This window comes from Halobacillus sp. B29, assembly GCF_052246755.1.
In the GTDB taxonomy this organism is placed as follows: domain Bacteria; phylum Bacillota; class Bacilli; order Bacillales; family Halobacillaceae; genus Halobacillus; species Halobacillus halophilus.
In genome coordinates this window covers 209,666-229,875 of the sequence record NZ_JBQQCM010000008.1, presented here as the reverse complement: position 1 = coordinate 229,875, position 20,210 = coordinate 209,666, and the positions used below count along the sequence as shown (strand labels likewise).

Below are 20,210 nucleotides of genomic sequence, written 5' to 3'. Positions count from 1 at the left end.
GCGATCTAATTAGTGGAAATACCAATGCGAAAGTACTGGCTCAACATTCAAAAGGAAACCTCCGTAAGAAGATCCCTCTCTTAGAACGTTCTTTGAAAGGCCTAGTAGGCCCGCACCAGCGTAAGATTCTTAAAACACAATTAGACCATATTGAATTCTTGGAAAAACAGATCGAAGATCTTTCTCAAGAAATTGACACCCGCATGGCCCCTTTTGAAGAAAATATCGCTCTTTTAGATTCCATCCCTGGACCTTAAAGCGGTAGTTATTTTCAGGGTAGCCTTTTTATTAGAAAATTGATCACGTGGTCACACAAATGGTCACACAATGGAAAATAGTCACTAAAAGTGAGAATACTAAAACCTAAATGTTGCAGTGTTTTAGCTTAATTATTATGCTTAATCAAAGAATAGTAAATGTGATTAAAAAGGTAACCGCAGACGAGCCATATGAGGCACTACATCAATTTAAACTGAAGAAATGCTGGTCTAATATAAAGCCATGTATTTGAATTAAACCAGAAATGTCCCGATTAAATACTAAAAGGTTCCAAATCATTCGATTTGTAAAAAAAATATATCATATTAAATCGGTTCCATCTTCGGCGCAGGGTAATTATTCATCGTGTGGCTCATTTTATATATCTTAAAACCCTTTCTAGAATGGGGTTTATGATCGAATGGAGAAAGCTATTCTTGATGAGCAGCAGCTGGAAGAACTCGAGTTTGCTTTTCAACGAGCCAAGAGCGACGATCTCCCGGTAGTGATTAAACATCACAATGGATTTGATTACAGTAGCACAAAAGTGAAAGTTCTAGGACTGGATCCAGGGGCCCGAAAAATACGATGCTTGGACATAGAAGAGAAGATAAATACCTCGTTGAAGTTTGAGGACATATTTAGTGTGGATTTTGTTTAGAGCCCTTAATTAGAGGGCTCTTTGCTTAATGTCTAAAAATTGCCTAGTAAAAAAAATAAGACAAATATACAGAATGTTTGTTGCACCCTGTGCTTTGTGGTTTTTGCGCTCGATTTTTCTTAACTGCATTTACATCTGTATTTTAAAGCTGTGTGCAAGAACGCAAGTTTAGAGTTCACTTTGCCATAAGGCGGATGAGGGGGATTGCAAGGAATGATTGAAAACGTTGTAAAGTACATGAAACTAATGAGTGATTGGAGAAAAGAATGCAATAAGCAAGGTTTAAAAATTAACTAAGTTAGTAATTCAAATTTTATTTACTGACTGTTATGAGAATGGGTTGCTTTTGGGGGGATAAAACAATATTTTCTTTATAGGTGAAATATAAACCACGTTTAGCCGCGAGGTTTTCTAAATAATTAGTCTCATGGAACATTGCATTTGAAAGTTTACCAGAATAGATATTGGTAAGTATAAACAAGTAATATCCTACAAGCTCTTTATCTGAAAATTTGTCATATGGGGATTTATTACTTTCCATTTATATGCTCCTTTGGTTTTTATAAACCAAATGTACCATAAAAAAGAAAAAAATAAAATTATTACATTTTATCAAATCTGTTTAAAAGCTTATCAAGTTCTTTAGAAATATCTACTATTTCCTTATAACTCTTACCTTCCTGAAAAGCTTGATACATTTTCAAACGTAATGCTTCTATTTGGCGTTCCAGCTGCGATTTACCAACCAATGTGTCAGCTGCTTAGGAGTTTTATGAATATTTAACACCCTTAAAATTTATTGCTTATCATTTTTGTTAAATGACTTTATTGAGGAGTGGATCTAGCTGCTGATAGACAATAAGCAATTGAAGAAACATTCCAACTAGCTCCATTTAATATTATGTAAGTTTAATTGGTGTTTTACACATAAAAAAAGCGATGCGCATTCGCTCCTTTTATATAATTTTTCATATAAAATTTGGGAGTCCATTTTCTCCAGTATAAAATTAGAGAGGTTTTTCATTGGCCTCGTTCTTTTATGTACTTTTTCAGATTGATAAGATTCTTACTCATGGAAACGATAATAAGAAGGGTTTTATCGTTATTTCCTCAGAGGAGTAAAGGAAGTATGGAGTGAGTAGCAAATAGTTATTAGGAATAGGGATCAAGGTACAATTAAATGGATATCGATAATGCTCACAGAGCATGTAGAAATGATAAAGAATCTGTGGAAGGAAGGTGATCGTGTAAAGATAGCTATGCTTGATGAGCAGCAACTAGAATATTATTGTTTAATATTATACGTACCCCAACAGCCTTTTAAGTTGTTAGGTAAATCCATTTATTGTTGCCGAGTTGTTGCCCAAATTCTTCAAAACACCTCTAAATTAATCACACTTAAACCGAACTTAGTCGTATGAATACTTGGTAGAAATGGCTTCATTACTACACTTTCATAAACGATCCTATTCAGTTGCCTACCTTGACAGAGTGGAGGGCGCGTAACGTAAAGTTGGAAGACCGATTGTATAAAGGTTTCTATGTCCTATATTCCATTATTTATTTTATACAGTGAATGACCGGCATTGATGTGGTAATGCCTAAACCCTTGGTATGTCATAGGTTTGCAATTTTACCAAAGCGATTTGACTGAGTTTTTCTATAAAAGGCTAAAACTTCTAAAAGCCTTCATTAAGATACCCATTATTAATGGAGGCTTTTATTATGGTCGTTTATTAAAGAAATCTTTCCACTGAAATTATATTTCCAATTTATTCTATATTATGTAATATAGTACATAAAGGTTACATAGTACTTGGGGGTATATTATGAGATTAAAGAAGCTAAAGTTAAATAACTTTCGATGTTTTGGACCAGGAGATACAATATTCGAACCAGATGATATGACAGGAATTATTGGTAGTAACAGTAGTGGAAAAACAGCATTTATGAATGCTGTTTTAAAAATGTTCGGCGATAATAATAATGAAATCAAAAGAGAAGACTTTCATTTATGTAAAGATCAAAGACCTGAAGATATTGAGGAAAATTATTTTAAACTGGAGGCTATCTTCACTTTCCCTGAATTAGAAACTGATTCTGAGAGTTATGCGGTACCTGTATTTTTTGAAAAGTTTGTTGTTCCTTCACCCGGAGGACAACCCTACCTAAGAATTTTACTAGAAGCTTCTTGGAAGCAAGGAACTACTCCTGATGGTGTCGTAGACTATAACTTTTATTATTTAACTGTTCCAGAAGGAGAACCGCTTGAAGAGGAACATAAAAGGAAAATGAGAAATTATGATAGGTCTCATATCAATGTCTTATACGTTCCTGCTGTAAGAGAGCCATCATCTCAGTTAAGAAATGCCTCTGGTACTATCCTTTGGAGAACCCTGAAAGGGGTAAACTGGAAAGATAAAGATAGAGAATTTATCCAGACAAAAATTCGAGGAGTAGACCAAGCCCTAAGTGAACAACAGGGAATTTCATTAATACAGGAATCAATAGAATCACAATGGAAGCTCTACCATAATCAAGAAAAATACAACACTGCACAAATTAAGTTTAATAATACTAGCATGGATAGCATACTGAAAAAGATCCAAGTCCAATTTTCACCGACCGATACTGAAAAATCCTTTGAAGTAAACGATTTAGGGGATGGTCTGAAGTCTTTATTTTACCTTTCAATGGTAGATAGTCTTTTACAAATTGAGAACGTTGCAATTAAAGAAAACTTAGATAAACAAAAAGAAAATGAGAGAATTTTAAATATCAAACCTCCTGCCCTAACTATCATACTTGTTGAGGAACCAGAAAATCATATTAGTCCACATCTTTTAGGTAAAGTAATGGGAAATCTAGACAGACTTTCTAAAAGAGAGAATTCCCAAACAATAATTACATCACATAGTCCTTCCCTAATAAAAAGGTTGGATCCTGAAAATATTAGGCATATAAGGATGTCCAATATAAACCATCAGTCTGAAATAAATAAAATATTACTCCCAGAAAATACAAGTGAGGCCTATAAATATATTAAAGAAGCTATAAAAGCATATCCAGAACTATATTTTTCTTCATTGGTAATCTTGGGTGAGGGTGACAGTGAAGAAATTATTATACCGAAAATATTTGAGCACACTAATCATGGTGCAGACTTTGCAGGGATCTCAGTGGTTCCTTTGGGCGGCAAGCATGTAAATCATTTTTGGAAACTATTAACTCAACTAAATATACCATTTATTACTCTTTTAGATTTAGATAGAGAAAGGAACGGTGGAGATTGGGGTAGAATCAAGTATATTTTAAAACAATTAATAGAGATTGGGTACTCTAAGAGCGACTTGTTATCTATTAATGATGAAGAAATTTCAGCTGCAGACTTAGAGAAATTACATAAAAGAACTATTAGTAAATCAAACTTATCATTACTTGAAAAGTGGTTAATTAAACTAGAAGAGTACAATGTGTTTTTCTCAAATCCATTGGATATAGACTTTTTAATGTTAGAGAAGTATAAAGAGAGTTATTTAAAAATTATAGAAGCAAATGAAGGTCCTCATATAAAAGATCTAGGGAAGATTTCAAGTCTTAACCAGCAATTAAAAAAATCCTCCCTATATAAAGAGCGGATAAGTCATGATGTAAGGAAGACATTAAAGAATGAAGGAGGAAATGGAGATACTTATTCTCCTTCCCAACAAGAATTAATGATCTGGTATTCATATTTTTTCTTAGGTCGAGGAAAACCCAGCACCCATATATTGGCAATGACAGAGATAGATGAAGAGGAGTTTTTTGATTATTTACCAGAAGTACTAAAGCGTTTATTTGGTAGATCTTTAAAATTAATTCATACTGATCATAAAAGTGGTGAAAGTTGAATGATTAACAAGACAGTACAAGAATGGGAACCTACTAATGGCTTGAATTTGGAAAAAAATGCGATTGAGTCGATTACATCTAATAGATCACTTTTAGTGTTAGCTGGGCCAGGTGCAGGAAAAACTGAACTGCTTGCTCAAAAAGTCGGTTATTTATTTCATGAGAATAGTACATTAAGGACACCTAAAAAAATATTAGCAATTAGTTTTAAAAGAGACGCCGCAAAGAACTTATCCGAAAGGGTAGAGAAGAGGTTCGGTGCAGAAGCTTCTAAAAGCTTTGTATCAAAGACATTTGACTCTTTTGCTAAAGGCCTTTTAGATAGTTTTTCTTTAGGAGTTCCCGAAAATTATAGACCTGATAAAAACTATAAAATAGCTATTCAGAATAAAAAGCAAAATGACATAAGAGCAGCGTTCGACTTAACAGGTGCTGTGAAAAAAAAGGGACTTACAGATAGCCAATATAATAAAAAATTGAACGATGTGCTAATCAAGAATAAGTTACCACTTGATGTTGGTAAAAGTACTCACACAAAGATTATCGCTGCTTGGAGTTATTTACTAAGAGGAAAAGGAAGTTTGGAGCCCAGCCTTAACTTTCAAATGATTGCTAGGCTAGCTGAATATTTAGTTCGTAAGAACCCTTTAATAAAAAAAGCATTATTGCAAACATATAGTCATGTTTTTTTAGATGAATTTCAAGATACAACAGATTTACAGTACGATCTTTTAAAGACTTGTTTCTATAAATCTGATACTACTATTACAGCAGTAGGAGACAATAAACAGAGAATTATGGTCTGGGCAAGAGCTAAGAAAGATGTATTTGATGTTTACAAAGCAGATTTCTCTGCTAAAGAAAAACGACTAGAAATGAATCATAGGTCTGCGCCTAGACTGGTTGAAGTTCAAAAGAAAGTATACGATTTATTAAACGAAAATAACTTAAAGGTATCACCATCTAATAGATGGAATTTAGATGATGGTGAGTCGGAGATTTGGTATTTTCCCGATAATAATAAGGAAGCGGATACTATTGCTGATAAGGTATATAACTTAATTAATAGCGAGGGTATTAAAGAAAGAGATATATGTATCTTGGTAAAGCAGAGACCTAGCATTTATGGTGCAGAGATTATTAGCTCCCTTTATAACGTAGGAATCAGGGGCAGGGATGAAGGGAGATATCAAGACCTTTTAAAAGAGGAAATTGTAATATTAATGATTAATACTCTAAAAGCAGCTCTCCACAAACAAAATATAGAATCTTGGAATGATATTGTGGATTTTGCAACCCAGTCCAAAGGCTTAGAAGATCAAAGTGAGGACTTTGGCAAATTAACCGAACTTCTAACGGAAGTAAACTTTTTCTTGAAGCAAGTAAAATCTAAGCTGTCACTTTGTAGTGAAGAGAGTAAGCTTCAGGATTTAGCCAAATCTATTATTGACTTTTATGGTGTAAATCATATTAAGGCCTCCTATAGTAAATATTCACAAGGTGATTTTTTAAACTCAATAATTACAAGTTTTTCAGAATACTTATGGGATGAGTTTGCGCATGTGAAAAATTGGATAGAAGCAATCGAGAACTTAGAAGGTAACAATTCAGTTCCCATAATGACAGTTCACAAAAGTAAAGGGTTAGAATATGATACAGTTATTTTTGTAGGTTTAGAAGATGAGGCATTCTGGAGTTACAGAGATCAAAGGTCAGAAGATATCTGTACATTTTTTGTAGCTTTATCAAGAGCAAAGAATAGACTGTATTTCTCAACAGCTGATATTAGAGACAGACATCAAAACCGAACTAATATAAATGAGCTTTATCAGGTTCTAGAGTCTTCAGGTATTGTTAAGACCATTGCCTTTAATTAATTATCTGATTTAACTAGAGCTAGGGGGGATAGTTTCTAGTTTATTTGATCTTGGTTTAATGGTCCAATCGGATAATGACATACCTTATGACATTTACTGCATTTTGTTCGTATCATTTTAATAGTAATGTTAAAAACAAGCTTCAAAATAGCTCAAAAGAAGAAACTTGAGTTTTTGAGAGAGCGAATCAAGAGACATAATCGTAATCAGGTATTTTACCCCTAAAGTGACATACTCTTTGGCATACTTTTTCTCACTTTTGATTATATCCTTTTATTCGTGGTAAGGGAGATATCCCTAACTTAACTCATAATAACATCTGATTTGGACATTATTTTTCATTATTTATCTTAGTGAACTTATGGGCGGCATGATGTAAGGTTTGGCAGCTCTCAAACCTTCTCATGAGTTCAAATAATTAGCGATATCATTTTGAAAATAATCTTTGTGAGAGTAAATTAAAGCTATAAAGGTGATAGCTCTTTGATGTCATGAGTTTGCCTTTCTGTGGCAATATGCATCCGAATAAATACACTTTGAAGAGCACTATGATATGGATCAATGTTTCAGAAAGAATAAATTAGATGGTATAATAATTAAATCCTTGCTTATTTTTCTTATTTTTCAAGGCAAGGATAGAGCCTCACCTTCCGCCAAAGGTGGGGCTCATACTAATGTTTTATACCATTTTCCATACTTAGTTTCTCTTCAAGATGAATGATTTTTTTCTGCTGAGTATAGATATATTCAACCATAGAAGTAATGACTTCATCTACTCCAGGTTCTACACTATGCTGCTTTAATTCTTCGGACCATGCTAAAAGTTGCTTGACCATAGGCTCCATATTATCACCTCGTTATCTTCTAATGAAATCTTTAATACCGCAGATTATAACCTTCCGCAACTAACTCTTTCCTTAATTCTACATAAGCCTGTTGAGAGTTTTCTAGCATATCTCCCAGTTCACTTATGTGCTTCCTCTGGCTAAGGAGATTCTCACTCATAGCATTGAAAACCTGTAGCGCCTCAGGTTCCAAGTTGTACTTTTTCAATTCTGCTTCCCATTGATTAATACTTTGCTTTAAATTCTTCATTAAAATCACTCCTTTACTTTATTATCGTGACTTCACACAATTTTGGTGTCACCATTTTAGAAAAAATGTTTATTTATTTTTCTCTAATGGTATAATAAGAACAAATGTTCGTATTATATACAGGAGGTAATAACATGAATGGACTCATGGAAAGAGGTGTTATAAGTAAACAAAGGCTTGAGATGGTTTATATTTCTTCAGAAGGCGACATGTCGCAGAGAATGGTCCGAGTTTTGGAGGTAAGAGAAGAAACTATCCTGGCTTTTTGTTTAGCTCGAAGGAAGGTGCGCACTTTCAAACGTGATAATATTCTTTCCGTATTCCCTCCTAAGCGTAAAAAGGAGGCAGCCCGATGAGAAACGGACCTAATGATCGCGGAACCATAAAGTGGACATCTTTAATGTTACCGGAGCACGTTGAGGTGCTTCAGAAGCTTTGGAAAGAAGATGAGCGCGTGGATAAAGCGACTCTAGATGAACAGCAGCTGGAAGAAATCGAATTTGCTTTGCAACGAGCCAAGAGCGATGATCTCCCGGTAGAGATTATACATCACAATGGCTTTGATTACAGTAGTACGAAGGTGAAAGTTATTGGGTTAGATCCAGAAAGAAGAAAGATACGATGTTTAGATATAGAAGAAAAAATGAATACGTCGTTGCCTTTTGAAGATATATTTAGTGTCGAATTTATTTAGCGCAATGTTTCTTTATAAAACAATAGCCTCACCATGTTGGTGGGGCTTTGTTTATGTCTAATGCTTTAGGTCATAACCTTCCATAAATAACTCTCGTCTCAAATCTTCATAGGCTTGCTGAGAATTCTCCACCATATCTCCCAATTCCTTTATGTACTTCTTCTGGTTGATAAGGTACTTGCTCATGTTATTAAAAACCTGCAGCACCTCCGGATCCAAATTGTGCTTCTTCAATTCCGATTCCCATTGTCTGATTTGTTGTTTTAATTCCTTCATAAAATCACTCCTTTACTTTATTATCGTTGTCTAAACCCATTTTGGTGTCATCAATTTAGAAAAAATGTTTAATTATTTTTTTGTTGATGATATTACAAGAACGAATATTCGAATTATGAAAGAGTTGCAATTAACACAGACTCAAGATTGTTTATATCAAAAACAGAGACATGTCCCAAAGGTAATCAAAGTTGCTATGTACTCTCAAGCCATCTTTAGAGATTAGGAACCATAACGTATCTGGTTCTTATTATTGCTTAAGTAAATTCGGTGGATAAAGGGAGTAAGGTCGACGGAATTACTTAAGTTAAAACAATATTTCAATTTGAGAATTAATGCAGCTATGCATTATTAATGAGAGGATATTTTCTTTATAGTGTGTTGGGAAAGCTGATTTGAATAAATGTTCTTAACAACATATTCCGTGGTGAGGTTTCCCAAGTGTAAGAATAAGAAAAACGATTAATAATGTCTAAAAAACTCTTGTTTGCAAGTGTTTTATTGTATTTTTTTGTCAAGTAATGAAAATTATTAACTACATCCTTTATTATATCTTAGTCCTTTCAAACTAATAATTTTTAAAATATAACTAATCTCAATGATATTGAAAAGAAGAAAAATCCTATGATAATCTCCATTTAGGCTAGATAAGGAGGTAAGCGAAAATATAGCTTATGTAGAAAAATTTGCCTATATCTACAAAAAGTATGAAAAAGGAGTAGTGGAAAATGAAAAAAAGTAATTGGTTAGCTATTATCTTGACAATAACCACAGTATTAGGAGTTTCAATGTTCTCACCTAACACTACATATGCTGAGGAAAATATCTCAGGTAAGCACCTAGCTAAAGAAATGAATAATATAGGATATAACGAGGATATAACAAAAAAACCTTCCACAACTGAATTGAAAATGATGTCAGGGGAAAAGGTGAAAAAAGGTAAAGCTTTAGAGTTTTATAACAACTTAAATGAAGATGAAGCTAAAGTCCTGAAAAAATTCATAAAGTCAAATTCGCAATCAGTACTTTCCAAAGTTAATAAAGTAGTTGATGAAAATTCAGAAATTGACAATAAAAATGAGGCTTTGAAGCTAATTTGGAGTTCTTTACCGGATGAAGAGAAGACAGCTTATAAATCTATGGTTATGCCAGCTAAAGTAGTAGAAAAGAAGACTGAAGAAAAAAAGTCTATATCAAAGAATAGTGATAAAATGGTTAGCCTAGCCGCAGCCAATGAAACTTATAGTGCCTATTATGATGTTGAAGGGGTAAATGTTCTTGGGAATGTTCTCTGGTCATATTGGCAATCCAACACATGGAGAGCTGATGGTATCAAAATCCATTCCAAGAATGTAAGAGAAGATGGAAATGGAGAAATGGTTGGATGGAACTTTTATGGTACCAATGTTCTTGTTAATGAATATGAGTATAACATGTTTGATTATAAAAGAACTATTCAAGGACGATTCGTGCTTGATATAGCTGCTAAATGGCAAGATCAACAAGCAACAATTGAAGCTAGATATCGTGCCAGTGGGGATAGGTCATTTGACAGTTGGGTGAATAAATATAATTAAGTTATAATAAGGGCCAGTCATTAGACTGGTTCTTATCTTACTTATGAGCAAGGAGAGTGATAATGTGTTAACTCTTATTCTTTATCTATTAGGTATAGTGATTTTATTTGGGGTAGTATACTATGGTGTTAGGATTGGGATCGATAACTCGGATATGTCTACTCATATAAAACAAATTAAAGATGAGATTGGCAAGAAGAATGATAACAGTTAACTTCAGTTTTATTAAAAAGTACATAATACTGAATGAAAATTTTCTAAGCCTCATCGATTAATCGTGGGGCTTAGAAAATTTTGAGAAATTATTCGTGAAATTATTCAATTATCGCTAAATTAACCCTTATTAAAGGGAGTTCAAATTGAAATTTTAGATTATCACTATCCTAATAATGAAATATCTCTGAAAACGTTGTTGACGAATTGTTGACGAAACTCGTCAACAACGATCAAAATTAATCCTATTCAAACTGAAAACGGTCCAATTTTAACCTAAAGAATTGCGAGTTTAGCGCATTTCATATATATTAATAGTAATACAACAGAATAGAGAGTCCTTCGGGGTCGGGTGAAAATCCCAGCCGGCGGTGATGAACAATCGTTCTAAGCCCGCGACGGGGAAGAAGTGTCAAGCACTCTTCCTCCTGATTTGGTGAGAGACCAAAGCCGACAGTTACAGTCTGGATGGGAGAAGGATGTGGAGCATGTCAAGGTACCAGAGAAGTAAACTCGTACCGTTTATTTGGCATATGCAAATCAAAAGTAAAATAAACCCTGGGGAAGTATGTCTTCTTCAGGGTTTATTTTTTATTCATCGTAAGGAGGCGGGAACATGAGCCGTGATGAACAATATATGAAGACAGCGATTCAGATGGCGGGCGAAACGGTAGGTCAAACAAGCCCCAATCCATCTGTTGGAGCAGTAGTTATCAAAGATAATGAATTGGTAGGACTGGGCGTACACGTGAAGGCTGGAGAAGCTCATGCAGAGGTTCATGCTCTCCAGATGGCCGGAGAAAAAGCGAAGGGTGCAGAAATCTATGTGACGCTTGAGCCTTGTAGCCACTACGGTAAGACCCCTCCTTGTGCCAAAGCGATCATCGATGCCGGTATTAAGAGGGTGGTTATAGCATCACATGACCCAAACCCAGAGGTTTCAGGAAAAGGTATAAATATGATGAGGGAAGCGGGCATTGAAGTTGAAACCAATGTTTTAACGGAAGAGGCGGATCAGCTCAATAAGGATTTCTTTCACTTTATCCAGACAGGGGAACCCTATGTACGCTTGAAAGCGGCCATGAGTTTAGACGGAAAAATTGCAACAAGCACAGGTGAAAGTCAGTGGATTACAGGAAACGAAGCACGAGAGGACGGGCATACCTATCGTCATATATCGGATGCCATCCTTGTGGGAATTCAGACAGTCTTGTCAGATGATCCTACCCTGACCACCAGAATAGAAGGAAAAGGAAATAATCCGATTCGTGTGGTTTTCGATTCCAAGCTCAGGATTCCATTGTCTTCTAAACTTATTCAAAATCAGGAAGCTCCCACTTGGATTTTTACTGGTAAGCATGTCTCAAAGAATATGGTCCAAAAACTTCAGGATGTAGACCATATTAGAGTTATTCAACAGGATGTAGACCAGATAGACATCCATCAGGCTCTGCAGTATTTAGGAGAACAAAAAGTGACTTCCTTACTGGTAGAGGGCGGAGGAACCATTGCTGATGCTTTTGTTCGAGCTGGAAAAGTAGAAGAAACCATCACCTATATCGCCCCTAAACTGATTGGAGGAAAAGACGCACCTTCTCCAGTAGCAGGAAAGGGGATCAGCGAATTGAAAAACGTGCCTGATTATCAGGTAGTATCCAATGAACAAATAGGAGAAGATATAAAAATTGTGTCTGTAAGAAGGAGAGAAATCAATGTTTACAGGGATTATTGAAGAGATCGGCTCTTTACATTCTATTAAAAGTAAAACCGAGTCTCTGGAACTTAGTATATCTGCGGAGAAAGTGCTATCCGATGTGAAGTTAGGAGACAGCATTTCAATCAATGGCGTCTGTTTAACTGTAACCAGCTATACAGACCGTTCTGTAGAATTTGATATTATGCCTGAGACTTATAGAGCTACAAATCTAAGTGAATTAAAGCAGGGGAGCCCCGTGAATCTTGAACGGGCCATGGCTGCCGGTGGCAGATTTGGTGGTCATCTTGTATCTGGTCATATTGACGGGACGGGGACCATTGTTTCAAAAAAACCTGAATCAAATGCGGTTTATTATGAAATTGAAATGTCGGAAGAACTTATTCATTATTTTGTTTATAAAGGTTCAATTGCAGTAGATGGTACGTCTCTAACTGTGTTTGGGGTCGAAGGCAGCCGCGTGACGATTTCCCTTATTCCTCATACGATGGAACATACCGTCCTGGGGCAAAAGGAAACCGGAGATCGCGTGAATATAGAATGTGACATGATTGGTAAGTATGTTGCTCATTTTTTAAAGGGAGATCATTCAGCGCAGCCGAAATCGACAATGACCAAACAGTTTTTGTCTGATAACGGATTTGCCTAGAAAAGAAGGTGAAATAATGTTTGATACAATTGAAAAAGCTATAGAAAGATTGAAACAGGGGAAAATGGTAATCGTTTGTGATGACGAGGACCGTGAAAACGAAGGGGATCTTGTCGGAATTGCTGAATATGCAAGTACGGAAATGATCAACTTTATGATCAAGCATGGGCGTGGACTGGTATGCGCACCGGTTACCAGCGGTTTGGCCGATCATCTGGAACTGATGCCGATGGTGGACCAAAATTCGGACCCTAATCAGACGGCCTTTACCGTGAGTATTGATCATAAGGATACGACAACCGGCATCTCGGCTGACGAGAGGGCACTTACCATCAGGGAAATGCTGAACCCTCAAGCGACAGCCGCAGACTTTCAAAAGCCCGGCCACATTTTCCCGCTGATTGCTAAAGAAGGAGGCGTGCTGCGCCGAGCCGGTCATACGGAAGCTTCCGTAGATTTAGCGGAGCTCTCAGGAGCGAGGCCTGCTGGAGTAATCTGTGAGATTATTAAAGATGATGGTACGATGGCGAGAGTTCCTGATTTACGCGAAATGGCCGATGAATTCGACATTCCAATGATTACGATTGCCGATTTAATTCAATATCGGTATCGAATCGAAAATCATGTGAATAAAGAAGTAGAAGTCGCTTTACCGACGGAATATGGAGACTTCAGGGCAATTGCTTACACGAACGATATTGACTATAAAGAACATATTGCTTTAGTTAAAGGAGAAATTGATCCTGAGAAGCCAACATTGGTCCGTGTTCATTCAGAATGTCTGACGGGAGACGTATTTGGCTCTTATCGTTGTGACTGCGGTCCGCAGCTTCACAATGCATTGAGGCAGATTTCTGAGAATGGAAGCGGCGTCCTGTTATATATGCGTCAGGAAGGCAGAGGCATTGGCCTTGTGAATAAGCTGCGAGCCTATAAGCTCCAAGAGCAGGGGCTTGATACTGTAGAGGCTAATGAAAAGTTAGGGTTTGGTCCTGATTTGCGTGATTATGGGGTGGGAGCTCAAATCTTAAGAGATTTAGGTATTTCAAAACTTAATCTTCTTACCAATAATCCTAAAAAGATTTCCGGACTTAGAGGGTACAATCTTGAAGTAGTGGAACGTGTACCCATTCAGATGAAATCTCGGAAGGAAAATGAAATTTATTTAAAAACTAAACAGTCTAAAATGGGACATATGTTTCATTTATAAAAAGGAGCGGAATAAGATGGTGAAGACATACGAAGGAAATTTAGTAGGAACAGGTTTGAAAGTTGGTATTGTGGTAGGAAGGTTCAATGATTTTATTACTAGTAAGCTGTATGAGGGAGCTTTAGATGCTCTAAAACGCCATGGAGTGGACATGGACGGAGTGGAAACAGCTCATGTGCCGGGAGCATTTGAGATCCCTCTTGTAGCCTCTAAAATGGCTAAAACTGGTAACTATGATGCCGTAATTACTTTAGGTGCCGTAATTCGAGGATCTACTCCTCATTTTGATTACGTATGTGGAGAAGCTGCGAAAGGAGTTTCTCAGGCTTCTCAACAAAGCGGCGTTCCTGTCATCTTTGGGATTGTTACGACGGATACGATTGAACAGGCCATTGAGCGTGCGGGAACTAAAGCAGGCAATAAAGGCTGGGAAGCCGCGACCGGAGCTATCGAAATGGCAACATTAATGAAAACATTTGATCAGTAAAAGTGGACAGGTTGTCGCAAATCAGCGGCAGCCTGTTTTTTTACCTGACAGCGACAGTACAGGTTGTTAGTGATCTTCAATAAGGAAATAGAATGCGATTAGTACATTATCTTGAAGATTCAATATCTGGGTAATTTGTCGTTAAGGTGGTGTAATTTAACAAAAGTAGCGAAACTGATCTTTCAGGAAAGCTCCCGTTTGTTGAAGACTCAGTTTCGAGACATTGGAGGAGCGGAAGGTCCTCCGGGGGACGATTTCGCTTTCCGGCCCTGCACGATGCAGGGTCGTTCGACGTTGCCACAGGACGTGGCGATCTTAGTCGAACATCCCTTGAGGTGAGCTTCCTCGGGCTTAACAGCCCTGCGGGATCTCACCGATCATGTTCATCCCGCTCTTACATTTTTATTAATACTTAGCTTATATCAGGACATAAACGACATGGAGAGCTATCCAGCTCCAGCACCTAGCGTCTAGTGAGACTTCCCTCACTTCTGTACGATAAGGCAACATCGAATCGCTCCGCTCTTCGTGTTTTCTTTATCTCCGCCAGCTCAAGGCTAGTTTCGGTGCCTAGCCTCGACAAGGCACCTCCACATTTGAACGTCCAGTCCATACGCCGCTGACCAAGGTGCTTCCGCGTTTAACCTAGGAGTCTACATCGTCCCCCTCCGGACTTGGCCGAATAAGAAACTCGAAATCCACCAAAACTGCCTACTAAAATTAACTGGAGAGCAAAAGAGTATCTAGCTTATTTAAGTGTACAACACCTGATATATAAGGGGTTAAGTCTGATCCAGAACGATCACCTTTCTTATAGAAGGGTCCGTGCACTCCTCAAACATAGGATGGCGGAGGAAACGACGAGACTCCCGCGGGAGAAGGAGCTAGGCTAGACCCACAAGGAGTATTAACGACTGAGGAGGCTTATGGTAAAAGGAGGATCGACTAAGATCGCCACGTCCTGTGGCAACATCGATCGACCCTACGTCGTGTAGGGCCGCAGGAAAGCGAGTTGTTTCCGTAGCCAGCCCCTCTCTATATCAGCAACGGACCTAAGATATCTCGAAACTGAGTCTTCAACTATCCGGCCCTTTTGTTGAATAATCTTTTTATGGAAAATGAACGACGGGTAACTGGGCCACTAGTGAAGAAGCAAAGACTATATCAAAGCTTACCTATTAAAACGTGAGGGTGGAACAGACATTCGTTACAATAAAGCTTAGATAGAAAAAGACAGGGAGAGTGGAAGCCATGACAACTCGAGCGATATGGTTTCGCAGAGATTTACGATTAAATGATCATACAGCAATAAGTAAAGCTTTGGAACATGCAGGTGATGAGGATGAAATCCTTTTATTTTTTCATATCCATCCTGACTTGAATGAGGAATTTACTGCAAGGCATGACTACTTTTTTCAAACCTTGAAAGCTTTTGTAGATGACGCAGAAGAGAAGGGATTAGTCGTTCATTTTATAGAAGGAAAGATAAGCGCAGCGTTCGCTCAGCTGGTTGAAAAACATCAAGTAGAAGCTGTTTATTATAATCGAGATGAGTCAGGCTTTGGCCTGAAAAGAGATCATGAAGTTAAAGAGTATTTAAACGATTCAGACGTTCAGGTCTTCAGTTATATCGATCATCATATGCACGGAGCGAAGGAAGTAACTAAAAAAACTGGCGGATATTATAAAGTATTCACCCCTTACTATAAACAGTGGAAGCAGCTGCAAAAGCCAGCTGTCCAAAAAGTAGATCATGAACGATTATCCCAGCTTGCTGTAGACAAGAAAGATGAGTTTGAGGATGGTTATAAAGCCTACAAAAATTTAATTACCAAGACGACGAGAGAATTTGATAAAGTTGGCGAAAATGATGCCTTTTATCACTTTTATGATTTTCTGGATGAAGCGATTTATGATTATGAAAAGGACCGGGATTTTCCAGCGGTGGATGGTACAAGCCGGATGTCCCGATTCTTAAGAACTGGTGCTATTTCCATTCGAACGGTTTATCATTTAATTCATGATCAAGTGGACTACCGCAAAAATACAGAAGGGGTCGAAACGTATATTTCAGAGCTTGCGTGGCGTGATTTCTATAATATGATTTATCACTTTTATCCGAATGCCGGAGATGAAGAAATGGTTGAGAAATATCAGGGATTGCCCTGGAACTATGATGAAGATCTTTTTAACCAATGGAAAGAGGGCCGGACAGGATTTCCAATTATCGATGCGGCTATGAGGCAGATGAATGAGACAGGGTGGATGCACAACCGTCTTCGCATGGCTGTAGCTTCTTTTCTAACCAAGGATTTGCTGATGGATTGGCGTGCAGGAGAAAGGTATTTCGCAGAGCAGCTGATAGACTATGATCCGGCTTCTAACATTGGCGGCTGGCAGTGGGCAGCCTCTACAGGGACAGATCCTGTTCCTTACTTCCGGGTATTTAACCCTACGAGACAGTCGGAACGCTTCGATCCTCACGGGCGCTTTATTAAAGAATGGGTGCCGGAATTAGTTGATGTCGATAAAAAATATATTCATGAGCCGGCTAAAATGTCTGAGAAAGTCCAGGAGCAAGCGAATTGCGTCATTGGGGAAGACTATCCTGAGCCAATGGTTGATCATAAAACCATGCGCGTTCGGGCGATTGAAATGTTTAAAAATGAAAAAGAAGAAGAGAACAGCTCTTGATCTGCTCTCTTCTTCTTTTTTAGGTCAATCTAAAGCGAAGATGGTACCTTAGAGGCGCTTTTAGAGCTGACTCTTTCCAGCATGTATTCGAGTAGAAAAAGATAATCTTTCTGGTTACCTGTATTTTTTGCAAGCACGGATAATTGTTCTAAAATATAAAGGCAATCATTTTCATAAAGGCTGTAGTTATCAAATCCTAAAATCGTCTGGCGGGCAAATTCCCATAAATCTTTGTGGACGGACTGATCCATTGTTTTACTAAGCAGAGCTACCATAGTCAGTAGTTCGGTCATGACCGCCGAATTTTGGTTCGCGTATTCGCGTATGGATGCAAATCCCTTGTGAAGGTAATATCTGAAATCCTTTTGATTTAAGATAATACGAAGTTCCTGTTCCTGATCGAAAAGATAGGGAGAGAAATTTGAAGACTGACCTATACTCTTTAATAGATCTGCAATTTGGTGAATAGTGTTCGTAACGGTTAGCGGGTCGTTATGCCCCAGAGCCTTAATGGCTACCTCGGCAAGCTTGATTAATCCGTATTCCAGATCTTGAATTTCAGTTTGCTTAATTCCAATCTCAATAGATTTCAGATATCGAGCAGGGTCCACCTTTTCTTCATTTTCCCAATAAGTGACTACTGGCGTACCCGCTACGACGAATTCTCCGATTCTGACATCAAACCGTATGAGACTATTATCTCTTTTAGCCTGTTTAATGAGGCGGGAGAAATCAGCCACTTGAAAATAACCCGGTTGATTGGCTTCGATAATCTTTCCATCTGCTTCTGTAGGCAGTTCTGCTTTCTCAACACTCTTTTCAAGATGATAGGGCTTCAGTTCTTTCTCTAAAGAAGCCTGGACAGATTTTGACTTGGAATTCATATTGTAACTGATGTTGTGAACCTGCATCCAGGTCGTTGTATGGTTGATAAAATAAATAAAGGTCACGGCAGCTGTAATGGCAGTTAAAATAGATAGAGCAGGTGTAGCGACGATATATTCTTCTTCTTCGTGAGTGACGTATAAGAAGTTTAGGAGTACATATATGAAGCTTCCGTTAAATATTCCTAGTACGTGCTGTGTCGCACGGTCACTTACAAAGTTTACAAGCATTTTGGAAGAAAACTGGCCGCTGAACGTGGTAAGAGCTACAAGTAGAGAGTTGATCGTAAATGCGCTTAAGGTTAGCACCCCTCCTACGAGTGCACTCAAAAGAACCTGTAGCGTCTGACCGCTGAACCCTATGGCAGCAGGCAAATACAGGCTGACATCCACAATGTAATCTAGATAAAAAGTAAAAGCAGAAAGGCCGACTGCTCCTACTATATACCAGAAAGGCATAAACCAGAGGGTGGATTTTAACTCACTTTTACGCTGACGTTTCGACATTTTAAAATATTTTCTAATATAGTAAAAGAAACCCATATAATCACCATTCTTAGTTAGTTTAAATTCTTCTATTTCCTACCCTGGATAAAAATAAACTAACCCACTTTTTGTTTTTTCATATAGAAAAAGGTGAACATAAGTATAAGAACTATGTTTTTCCTGGTTAAAATTCAAGATTCGGCATTTAATTAGGAAATGGATGGCAGATATGAAATAATATAATGACAATCTCAATTTTGGGAGGTATCAGTTTGACAGCAAATCAAAAGCAATTAGAAAAATACGCAGAATTAGCCCTGGAAAAAGGAGTTAATTTACAAAGAGGCCAGGGGCTGATTATTAATGCCCCGATAGAGGCAGCAGATCTTGTTCGCACCATTTCTGCTAAGGCTTACGGTAAAGGAGCCAAGAACGTTCACGTTGAGTGGGGCGATGAAGTATTAAGTTATCTCAAAATGAAAAATGCTCCAATGGAGGTACTTGAGAACTTCCCTAAATGGAAGGCAGAAGGGCTGGAGGAGATGGTTGCTGATGGCTATTCTCTTCTCTCAATTTACGGTCCGAATCCGGATTTATTGAAAGATCTGGATTCTGAACGCGTAGCTAAAGCTAATAAAGCGAGTGCTCAGGCACTTACTAAATATCGCGATTACATTATGAATGATAAAACCACATGGAGTATTGTCGCTTATCCCCAGAAGGCCTGGGCAGAAAAAGTATTTCCAGAGCTTTCTTCCGAACAGGCTCAGGACAAACTTTGGGAACAAATCTTTCAGATCACACGGATTGATCAGGAAGATCCAATTGAAGCTTGGAATGAGCATAATGAACGTTTGCGCCAGGCACGTGAATATTTAAATAAAAAGCAATATAGAAAACTTCATTATAAAGCTCCAGGCACTGAATTGTCGATTGAATTAGTCGAGGATCATATTTGGCATGGCGGTTCAGCAACTTCTCAACAGGGTACTGAATTCAATCCGAATATGCCGACAGAAGAAGTATTTACCATGCCTCATAAATATGGTGTAGATGGGAAAGTAACAAGTACCAAGCCGCTCAACTATGGCGGGAACTTGATTGAAAACTTTACTCTTACGTTTAAGAGCGGTAAAGTGGTTGATTATTCAGCCGAATCTGGTGAAGATACTTTGAAACACTTGATTGATACAGATGATGGAGCGAAACAACTAGGGGAAGTTGCGCTTGTGCCGAACGAATCTCCAATTTCTAAGTCCGGTCATATCTTCTTTAATACGCTTTATGATGAGAATGCTTCCTGTCATTTAGCTTTGGGCAAGGCATACCCGACTAATATTAAAGACGGTTCTTCCTTTGATGAGGAACAAATGGATCACCACGGTGTTAATGATAGTCTGGTTCATGAAGACTTCATGATGGGTTCGGCAGAGTTGCATATTGATGGAGAAACTAAGGAAGGCGAGTTTGAGCCGATTTTCAGAAATGGAAATTGGGCCATTGAATTCGAATAAAACCGTAAGTTCATCCTCTTCTGCATGAAG

The 20,210-nt window shown here is 37.7% G+C and carries 19 protein-coding genes, 1 pseudogene and 1 riboswitch; of the genes and pseudogenes, 14 read left to right on the top strand and 6 right to left on the bottom strand.

All coding sequences use genetic code 11. The features are described 5' to 3' along the window. Positions 1 to 257 (top strand): annotated as a pseudogene (locus tag ACTWP7_RS12420) (IS110 family transposase); the annotation flags it as partial. A gap of 422 nt (positions 258 to 679) precedes the next feature. Next, positions 680 to 919: a YolD-like family protein gene (locus tag ACTWP7_RS12415; protein ID WP_443123437.1), complete on the top strand. Its 240-nt coding sequence runs from the start codon at positions 680 to 682 to the stop codon at positions 917 to 919. Positions 920 to 1,232: 313 nt separating this feature from the next. Here the strand turns inward: ACTWP7_RS12415 and ACTWP7_RS12410 are convergent, their stop codons facing one another. Continuing rightward, positions 1,233 to 1,460, bottom strand: coding sequence for a hypothetical protein (locus ACTWP7_RS12410; RefSeq protein WP_443123436.1), 228 nt, complete (start codon positions 1,458 to 1,460; stop codon positions 1,233 to 1,235). Positions 1,461 to 1,521: 61 nt separating this feature from the next. Then, entirely contained in the window at positions 1,522 to 1,668 is a 147-nt protein-coding gene (locus ACTWP7_RS12405) for an aspartyl-phosphate phosphatase Spo0E family protein (RefSeq protein WP_443123435.1), read from the bottom strand. A 444-nt stretch (positions 1,669 to 2,112) separates the two neighbouring features. On the opposite strand from ACTWP7_RS12405, the gene ACTWP7_RS12400 reads away from it, so the two are divergent. From ACTWP7_RS12400 to ACTWP7_RS12390, 3 genes are all read left to right on the top strand, one after another. Next, the gene (locus ACTWP7_RS12400) at positions 2,113 to 2,340 is read left to right on the top strand and encodes a YolD-like family protein (protein WP_443123434.1); all 228 of its coding nucleotides are present in this window, start codon (positions 2,113 to 2,115) and stop codon (positions 2,338 to 2,340) included. 408 nt (positions 2,341 to 2,748) lie between these two features. Further along, a complete protein-coding gene (locus tag ACTWP7_RS12395) occupies positions 2,749 to 4,809 on the top strand; it encodes an ATP-dependent nuclease (RefSeq protein ID WP_443123433.1) in 2,061 nt (686 codons plus the stop codon). Next, positions 4,810 to 6,687 (top strand): UvrD-helicase domain-containing protein, encoded by a 1,878-nt coding sequence (locus tag ACTWP7_RS12390; RefSeq protein ID WP_443123432.1) that lies wholly within the window; start codon positions 4,810 to 4,812, stop codon positions 6,685 to 6,687. A gap of 671 nt (positions 6,688 to 7,358) precedes the next feature. On the opposite strand, the gene ACTWP7_RS12385 is transcribed toward ACTWP7_RS12390, so the two are convergent. Together ACTWP7_RS12385 and ACTWP7_RS12380 are read right to left on the bottom strand one after the other, a co-directional pair. Further along, a complete protein-coding gene (locus ACTWP7_RS12385) occupies positions 7,359 to 7,523 on the bottom strand; it encodes a hypothetical protein (protein ID WP_443123431.1) in 165 nt (54 codons plus the stop codon). Between the two features lie 40 nt (positions 7,524 to 7,563). Beyond that, positions 7,564 to 7,782 carry a hypothetical protein gene (locus ACTWP7_RS12380; RefSeq protein WP_443123430.1) on the bottom strand — a complete coding sequence of 73 codons (219 nt, stop codon included), beginning with the start codon at positions 7,780 to 7,782 and terminating at the stop codon, positions 7,564 to 7,566. A 134-nt stretch (positions 7,783 to 7,916) separates the two neighbouring features. On the opposite strand from ACTWP7_RS12380, the gene ACTWP7_RS12375 reads away from it, so the two are divergent. Beyond that, the gene (locus ACTWP7_RS12375; protein WP_443123429.1) at positions 7,917 to 8,138 is read left to right on the top strand and encodes a hypothetical protein; all 222 of its coding nucleotides are present in this window, start codon (positions 7,917 to 7,919) and stop codon (positions 8,136 to 8,138) included. Then, positions 8,135 to 8,476 (top strand): YolD-like family protein, encoded by a 342-nt coding sequence (locus tag ACTWP7_RS12370; RefSeq protein ID WP_443123428.1) that lies wholly within the window; start codon positions 8,135 to 8,137, stop codon positions 8,474 to 8,476. The genes ACTWP7_RS12375 and ACTWP7_RS12370 overlap by 4 nt, the downstream gene beginning before the upstream one ends. Positions 8,477 to 8,533: 57 nt before the next feature. Here the strand turns inward: ACTWP7_RS12370 and ACTWP7_RS12365 are convergent, their stop codons facing one another. After that, positions 8,534 to 8,752 (bottom strand): hypothetical protein, encoded by a 219-nt coding sequence (locus ACTWP7_RS12365; protein ID WP_443123427.1) that lies wholly within the window; start codon positions 8,750 to 8,752, stop codon positions 8,534 to 8,536. Between the two features lie 728 nt (positions 8,753 to 9,480). Between ACTWP7_RS12365 and ACTWP7_RS12360 the strand changes: the two genes are divergently transcribed. The 6 genes from ACTWP7_RS12360 to ACTWP7_RS12335 all read left to right on the top strand — a co-directional run bounded on the left by ACTWP7_RS12360 (position 9,481) and on the right by ACTWP7_RS12335 (position 17,296). Next, positions 9,481 to 10,329, top strand: a complete 849-nt coding sequence (locus ACTWP7_RS12360) for a hypothetical protein (protein ID WP_443123426.1) — start codon at positions 9,481 to 9,483, stop codon at positions 10,327 to 10,329. Positions 10,330 to 10,876: 547 nt separating this feature from the next. Next, a riboswitch (FMN riboswitch) is annotated at positions 10,877 to 11,026 on the top strand. A 132-nt stretch (positions 11,027 to 11,158) separates the two neighbouring features. Next, positions 11,159 to 12,274, top strand: coding sequence for a bifunctional diaminohydroxyphosphoribosylaminopyrimidine deaminase/5-amino-6-(5-phosphoribosylamino)uracil reductase RibD (gene ribD, locus ACTWP7_RS12355; protein ID WP_443123425.1), 1,116 nt, complete (start codon positions 11,159 to 11,161; stop codon positions 12,272 to 12,274). Beyond that, on the top strand, positions 12,255 to 12,905 hold the full coding sequence (gene ribE / locus ACTWP7_RS12350) for a riboflavin synthase (RefSeq protein ID WP_443123424.1): 651 nt from the start codon (positions 12,255 to 12,257) through the stop codon (positions 12,903 to 12,905). The genes ribD and ribE overlap by 20 nt, the downstream gene beginning before the upstream one ends. 16 nt (positions 12,906 to 12,921) lie before the next feature. Continuing rightward, positions 12,922 to 14,115, top strand: a complete 1,194-nt coding sequence (locus ACTWP7_RS12345; protein WP_443123423.1) for a bifunctional 3,4-dihydroxy-2-butanone-4-phosphate synthase/GTP cyclohydrolase II — start codon at positions 12,922 to 12,924, stop codon at positions 14,113 to 14,115. A 16-nt stretch (positions 14,116 to 14,131) separates the two neighbouring features. Then, positions 14,132 to 14,602: a 6,7-dimethyl-8-ribityllumazine synthase gene (gene ribH / locus ACTWP7_RS12340; protein WP_443123422.1), complete on the top strand. Its 471-nt coding sequence runs from the start codon at positions 14,132 to 14,134 to the stop codon at positions 14,600 to 14,602. Positions 14,603 to 15,853: 1,251 nt separating this feature from the next. After that, positions 15,854 to 17,296, top strand: coding sequence for a cryptochrome/photolyase family protein (locus ACTWP7_RS12335; RefSeq protein WP_443123421.1), 1,443 nt, complete (start codon positions 15,854 to 15,856; stop codon positions 17,294 to 17,296). Positions 17,297 to 17,325: 29 nt separating this feature from the next. On the opposite strand, the gene ACTWP7_RS12330 is transcribed toward ACTWP7_RS12335, so the two are convergent. Next, positions 17,326 to 18,687: a DUF2254 domain-containing protein gene (locus ACTWP7_RS12330; RefSeq protein WP_158512392.1), complete on the bottom strand. Its 1,362-nt coding sequence runs from the start codon at positions 18,685 to 18,687 to the stop codon at positions 17,326 to 17,328. A gap of 251 nt (positions 18,688 to 18,938) precedes the next feature. Here ACTWP7_RS12330 and ACTWP7_RS12325 point away from each other — a divergent pair, with 251 nt between their 5' ends. After that, positions 18,939 to 20,180 (top strand): aminopeptidase, encoded by a 1,242-nt coding sequence (locus tag ACTWP7_RS12325; protein WP_443123420.1) that lies wholly within the window; start codon positions 18,939 to 18,941, stop codon positions 20,178 to 20,180. Positions 20,181 to 20,210 lie beyond the last annotated feature (30 nt).